Source organism: Quisquiliibacterium sp. (assembly GCF_982640115.1).
The window spans coordinates 1-6,317 of record NZ_CEXFHW010000206.1 but is presented as its reverse complement, the minus strand read 5'-3'; the positions used below and the strand labels follow the sequence as shown (position 1 = coordinate 6,317).

The window sequence follows — 6,317 nt, the reverse complement described above, 5'->3', positions numbered from 1 at the left end:
CGCGACAGGGCAGCGGCAGGCGATGGCCGGCCCGGGATCAGACCACAAGCCGGCAGCAGGCCGGTGGCAAGCGGCAAGGCAGCGAGCAGCCATCGACGGGCAGGTCGGCGGGGAGCGGTCACGGGGCAGATCGGCAGGCGACAGTGATGACGCGGACGGGCGAATGGCCGCCGATTGTAGGCCCGGCTTTCCGGATTGTCGGCCCGGCCTTCCGAGGGGGTATGGCGTCACCTTCAATAGAAACACTTCTCATTTGCATCTGATTCGCGAACTGGCTAGACTCGGTCTTCAGCCTTCCACCGTCGAAGCCCCGTCCCCGCCATCCCCACACCATGATTGCCGTCCGTCTGCGCGCCTGCCGCGCTGCTCTCATCCCGTCGATCCGAGTCCGGTTGGCGCGCCCGCGAGGCGATCGCCCTCAGACGGCCAGCCTGCCGCCGGGTTCCCGGTGGGGCCGTGTCCGCCCCCTGGCGCGGCTGGCCGCGGCGCTGATCGCGCTGGCGACGCCGGCGGCGTCGACGCTGGCGCAGGAGCCCGTGCTCAACCTCTACTCGGCACGTCACTATCAGACCGATGAGGCGCTCTACGCCAACTTCACCCGCCAGACCGGCATCCGCATCAACCGCATCGAGTCCGGGGACGAGGCGCTGCTGGAGCGGCTGCGCACCGAGGGCCGCAACAGCCCCGCCGATGTGGTGCTGCTCGTCGATGCCGCTCGCCTCTGGAAAGCGCAGATCGAGGGCCTGTTCCAGCCCTTGCGCTCGGCCACGCTGCAGGCCCGCATCCCGGCGCATCTGCGCGGCAAGGACGACGGCCAGGGCAGCGAGTGGTTCGCGGTCTCCACCCGGGCACGGGTGATCATCCACAACCGGGCCCTCGTGCCCGCCGATACAGTGCGCCGCTACGAGGACCTCGCAAACCCGCAGCTCAAGGGCAAGGTGTGCACGCGCTCCGGCGCCCATCCCTACATGCTGTCGCTGATCGGCGCCATGTCCGAACACCTGGGTGAAGCCGCCGCCGAGCAGTGGGCGCGCGGCATGGTGGCCAACTTCGCGCGCAGCCCGCGCGGCGGCGATACCGACCAGATCAAGGCCGTGGCCACCGGCGAGTGCGGGGTGGCCCTGACCAACACCTACTACCTCGCCCGGCTGATGCGCTCGGACAAGCCGCAGGACCGGGAGATGTTGGCGAACATCGGGGTGATCATGCCCAACCAGGCGAGCTGGGGCACGCACATGAACATCTCGGGCGGCGGCATTGCCCGCCACGCGCCGCACCGCGATGCGGCGGCGCGCTTCCTGGAGTACCTGGCCTCCGACGAGGCCCAGCGCATGCTGGCCGACGGCAACAACGAGTGGCCCGCGGTGCCCACGGTGTCGGTGAAGAACCCCGCACTGGAGAGCCTGGGCAGGTTCCGGCAGGACAGCCTGCCAGTGGCACAGATCGGTCGCGCCCAGGTGAATGCGGCCCGGATCATCGATCGGGCGGGCTGGCGCTGACGGCCGGCAGTCGCAGCCCCTGGGCAGACGCTGACCCGGCGCCGGCGCGCGCCCCCGGTCGCGCGCTCAGCCCTGCGCGGCGATGACCTTGATCTCGACCTTGTACTCGGGCCGTGCGAGCGCCGCCTGCACGGTGGCGCGTGGCGGGGTCTGGCCCGGCACCACCCAGGCGTCCCAGACCGCATTCATGGCCGGAAACTCGGCCATCGAGGTCACGAAGATCGTCACCTGCAGCAGGCGCGACTTGTCGCTGCCGGCCTCGCCGAGCAGTCGATCGATGGCCGCCAGCACCTGCCGGGTCTGGCCGGCCATGTCCTGGGAAGGGTCCTCGGCCACCTGGCCGGCAAGGTAGACCACGCCCTGGTGGATGGCGACTTCGGAGAGCCGGGGACCGACATGCAGACGCTGGATGGACATGGGGGTTTCCGTCAGAAGGGCACGAAGGCGGGCGCCTGCGCAGAAAAAAGGGGGCACCGGGCCCCCTGTAGAATCGCGCCATCTTATCAGGGAGCATCAGCGTGAAAGGCAAGACGGCACTGGTCACCGGATCCACCAGCGGCATCGGCCTGGGCATCGCCCAGGCGCTGGCCGAACGTGGCGCCCATCTCGTGCTCAACGGCTTCGGCGATGCCGACGAGATCGCGCGGTTGCGCGCCTCGCTCGCCGAACGCCACGGCGTGACGGTGCGCTACGAGGCGGCCGACCTCTCGCGCCCGGCCGAGATCGAGGCCCTGTTCGGCCGCCTGCAGGCCGCCGGGGTGGGGGTGGATGTGCTGGTGAACAATGCCGGCATCCAGCATGTGGCCCCGGTGGAGCGCTTCCCCACCGAGCGCTGGGATGCGGTGATCGCGCTCAACCTCTCGGCGGCCTTCCACACCACCCGCTGCGCGCTGCCCGGCATGCGCGAGCGCGGCTGGGGCCGCATCATCAACATCGCCTCGGCGCATGGTCTGGTGGCTTCGGTGGAAAAGGCGGCCTATGTGGCGGCCAAGCACGGCATCATCGGCCTGACCAAGGTCGTGGCCCTCGAGACCGCCCGCACCGCCATCACGGCCAACGCGATCTGCCCGGGCTGGGTGCTCACGCCGCTGGTCCAGAAGCAGATCGATGCCCGCGCCACCCAGGCCGGCATCAGTGCCGACGAGGCGCGGGTGGCTCTGCTCTCCGAGAAGCAGCCCTCGGTGGATTTCGTCACCCCCGGCCAGATCGGCGAGATGGCGGCCTTCCTGTGTTCCGAGGCCGCCGCCCAGGTGCGCGGCGCAGCCTGGACCATCGACGGCGGCTGGACGGCGCAGTAGGCCGGTTTCGTCGCAGCCCGAGCCCGGTGCGGGTGCGGCAGACCTGGCGCCCATGCTCGCAAGCTGTTGCAACACCCACGGTGCGGTGCGGCTTCAGGGCGCTTCGGGCTCTGCCGCTTCGGGCACGCCCATTCGCCAGTAGCGCAGCGGCTCGCGCCGGGCGAGTTCGATGCGCGCCTCGGCGCCCGCCCGCAGACGGACGCTGATCGCGCCATCCCGGTCGGTGCGAAGCACGGCGATGCCCTGGTCACGATACCGCTGGAGCACCGTGGGCGCCGGGTGCCCGAAGCGGTTGCGGTAGCCCACCTGGAAGATCGCCCAGCGCGGCGCAACCGCCTGCAGAAAGCCCGCCGTGGATGAGGTGCGGCTGCCGTGATGGGGCGCGACCAGCAGATCGGCCCGCAGCGCCGGGGCACCCAGCCGCTCGAGCAGCCTGGCTTCCTGGGCAGCCTCGATGTCGCCCGGGAGCAGCACGCTGCCGGCTGGCGACTGGACTCGCAGCACACAACTCAGCGGGTTGGCGCCGGCGCGGCGGCCCAGGGGCGGATCATCATCAGCCGGGTGCAGCCACTCGAACCGGGTGTCGCCCCACTGCCAGGCCTCGCCCCGGCGGCAGCGCCGGTGCCGCGCCGCCGTCCGCACCACAGGATGCTCATCGGGCAGCGAGGACATCACCTGCTCGATCGTGAGCTGTCGCAGCAGCGAGAGCGCGCCGCCGGCATGGTCGGTGTCGCGGTGCGAGATCACCAGAGCCTGCAGCCGATCGATGCCGCGTGCGCGCAGCGACGGGCCGAGCACCCGCGAGCCGGCATCGCTGTCGCCGGACCACGCCGGGCCGGCGTCGTAGAGCAAGCGGCCGGCCGGGGTCTCGACCAGCACGGCCATGCCCTGGCCGATATCGAACGCCGTCAGCCAGAGTTCTCCGGGGGCTGGCGCGCGCACCGGGGCGAGGAGCAGCGGCAGCAGTCCGCCGGCCGCCCAGACCCGGCCCGGCATCGGCCAGGGGGCCAGCAGCAGGACGCAGGCCACCACCGCCAGCAGCAGCGCCGGGGTCTCGGGCGCGGGCACCACCAGCGAGGCCCAGCGCCAGCCATCGCAGATGGCGAGCGCCTGCAGCAGGGCATCGGTCAACCAGGCTGCCATCTGCAGCACCCAGCTGCCGATCGGGCCGGGCAGCAGCGCCAGTCCGCCACCGGCCAGCGCCAGCGGCGTGATCAGACCCGAGACCAGCGGGATCGCGAAGGCGTTGGCCAGCGGGCCGACCAGCGAGACCGAGGCGAAGAAGAGCGTGCCCAGCGGCAGCAGCGCGAGCGTGGCGGCCACCTGGGAGCGCCAGGCCTCGCCCAGTACCGCCCGGATCCGTGACATGGCCGCGGCCCGCCGCGTGCCCCATGCACCGGCACCGGCGCCGGCGCCGGCACCCGCGGTGGCGGTGGTCTGCGGGCCCCGCACGGCACCCGCGCCAGCCTGCCCGAGACGCAGGCGGCTGCCGTGCCAGATGATCGCGGCCACCGCCGCGAACGAGAGCCAGAAGCCGGCGGCCATGGGCGCCCAGGGATCGAGAAGGCAGACCACGGCGGCCGCGGTGCACAGCACATCGCGCGCGCCGCGGGCGCGGCCTGCCAGCAGTGCGAATCCGGCCACGGCGAGCATCCAGCAGGTGCGCTGCGCGGGCAGGCCCCAGCCCGCGATCGCCGAATAGGCGAACGCGCAGACCACACCGCCCGCCCAGGCGGCATGCGGCTCGGGCAGCCAGGCGGCAGGCGGCGCCGGGCCGCCCCGCCCCGGCAAGCGCAACCCGCTGCGCCAGAGCCGACGCACCGCCCAGATACCCAGGCCCGCCAGCATGGTGATGTGCAGGCCCGAGATGCTCATCAGGTGGCCCACGCCGGTGCGATTGAACAGTTCCCAGTGCTCCCCCGGGATGGCCGACTGGTCACCCACCACCAGCGCAACCACCACGCCGCGCACCGGCGCGACCTGGTCGGCGAGCGCCTGCTCGATGGCATCGCGCAGACCGGTGCGCACCCGCTCGACCAGCACCGGCAGGGCCAGGGACGAGCCCGCAAGACGCTGCGGCCGCGCAGCCGCGCGCGGTCCGACGCGCACCGTGCCCAGGGCATCGATGCCCTCCTCGAGGGCGCGCAGTTCGGCATCGAACTGCCCGGGATTGCGCAGCGCGAGCGGTCGGCGCAGACGCAGCGCAAGCCGCCAGTGCTCGCCGGCGCGAAAGGGCGCATCGCGACCCGCAACCGCCACGGCCCCCGGCCTGCCAGCCTCGGCAGACGGCCACAGCAGCCGCGCCGTGATCGGCGCTGCCGCGAGCCCCACCGGGCTCTCGATGGCCTCGACCCGCAGACGCGTGCGCCAACCCTGGGCCGAGGGCACCGGCATGTCGAGCACGGTGCCGCGCACCACCAGCTCCACGCCTTCGAGCGCCGGCGACAGGCGGCTGGCCAGCCCGGCATGGGCCCGCAGCAGCGCCCAGCCGCCGGTGGCAAGCACCAGGCCAAGCAGCACGAGGACCGTGGCCAGGGGACGCGCCGCCGTGCGCAAACGCCACCGGCCCAGGCCCGAACCCACCGCCACGCCCAGCCCAAGCAGACCCAGGCCCGCGATGAGCAGCCCGCGCGCCAGCCCTTCCGGCGGCAGCGCCGCAAGCTGCTGCACGGCCCAGCAGGTGCCGACCACCCACGCGCCCGGCGGGCAGGCCGCGGGCAGGGACAGGCCACGCCACCACCGAGCCGATCGGGTCATGACCGATGATTGCGCGACGCGCAGCGCGCCGCCATCGGCCATGCGTCGCCTGCCTCTCGGCCTTCAGGCCGAGGCTTCCCCTCGCCCCGGCCGACTGGCCGAGTCCACCCAGGCCGCGAGTCGCGGCAACACCCGCACCGCATTGGCGGTGGATACGGCCGACGCGCGCTCGACGCTCAGGCCACGCAGCTGCGCGAAGACCTCCGCGATGCCGGCAAGCTGCGCCGGATCGTTGCGGCCGGGATGGCGCCAGGCCGGCGCGATGTCGGGCGAGTCGGTCTCCAGCACATGGGCATGGGCCGGCAGCTCGCTGACCAGTCGACGGATCTGCAGGGCCCGCGCGAAGGTCATCGCCCCCCCGAAACCCAGCGCCAGCCCGAGATCGACGAAAGCCTGCGCCTGCTGGTGGCTGCCGTTGAAGGCATGGGCGATGCCCCCGGATGGACGGAACCGGCGCAGCTGCTTGAGCACCCGGTCCTGGGCCCGGCGCACATGCAGGATCACCGGCAGGTCGAACTCGCGGGCCAGGCGCAGCTGCGCGGCCAGGAAGCGCTCCTGACGCGCGGCATCGAGCCCGGGCACGAAGCCGTCGAGCCCGATCTCGCCCACCGCCACCAGGGCGGGATCGTCGGCCGCCGCCATGAGCGCCTGGCGCAGCAGGTCAAGATCCTCGTCGCGCGCCCGATCGACATACATCGGATGGATGCCCAGCGCGTACACGCAGCGCGCGCCAGCGTCGGTGCCGGCGCCGGCCCCCCCCCCA

Annotated in this window: 5 protein-coding genes; 2 read left to right on the top strand and 3 right to left on the bottom strand. The window is 72.8% G+C overall.

Annotated elements, in window-relative coordinates:
• Positions 1-332: 332 nt before the first annotated feature.
• Entirely contained in the window at positions 333-1,499 is a 1,167-nt protein-coding gene (locus AC2H6A_RS17095) for an extracellular solute-binding protein (protein ID WP_484274922.1), read from the top strand.
• A gap of 66 nt (positions 1,500-1,565) precedes the next feature.
• On the opposite strand, the gene AC2H6A_RS17090 is transcribed toward AC2H6A_RS17095, so the two are convergent.
• Entirely contained in the window at positions 1,566-1,916 is a 351-nt protein-coding gene (locus AC2H6A_RS17090) for a RidA family protein (RefSeq protein ID WP_484274921.1), read from the bottom strand.
• 101 nt (positions 1,917-2,017) lie between these two features.
• Here AC2H6A_RS17090 and AC2H6A_RS17085 point away from each other — a divergent pair, with 101 nt between their 5' ends.
• Positions 2,018-2,797, top strand: a complete 780-nt coding sequence (locus AC2H6A_RS17085) for a 3-hydroxybutyrate dehydrogenase (protein ID WP_484274920.1) — start codon at positions 2,018-2,020, stop codon at positions 2,795-2,797.
• A 93-nt stretch (positions 2,798-2,890) separates the two neighbouring features.
• On the opposite strand, the gene AC2H6A_RS17080 is transcribed toward AC2H6A_RS17085, so the two are convergent.
• Together AC2H6A_RS17080 and AC2H6A_RS17075 are read right to left on the bottom strand one after the other, a co-directional pair.
• The gene (locus tag AC2H6A_RS17080) at positions 2,891-5,554 is read right to left on the bottom strand and encodes a DNA internalization-related competence protein ComEC/Rec2 (RefSeq protein ID WP_484274919.1); all 2,664 of its coding nucleotides are present in this window, start codon (positions 5,552-5,554) and stop codon (positions 2,891-2,893) included.
• A gap of 63 nt (positions 5,555-5,617) precedes the next feature.
• Positions 5,618-6,317: TatD family hydrolase (locus tag AC2H6A_RS17075; RefSeq protein ID WP_484274918.1), on the bottom strand; the 700-nt coding region annotated here is incomplete at its 5' end.

Bases quoted from the DNA above. Each gene is read 5' to 3' on its own strand.
- AC2H6A_RS17095 (WP_484274922.1), top strand. From the start codon at position 333: ATGATTGCCGTCCGTCTGCGCGCCTGCCGCGCTGCTCTCATCCCGTCG.
- AC2H6A_RS17090 (WP_484274921.1), bottom strand. From the start codon at position 1,916: ATGTCCATCCAGCGTCTGCATGTCGGTCCCCGGCTCTCCGAAGTCGCC.
- AC2H6A_RS17080 (WP_484274919.1), bottom strand. From the start codon at position 5,554: ATGACCCGATCGGCTCGGTGGTGGCGTGGCCTGTCCCTGCCCGCGGCC.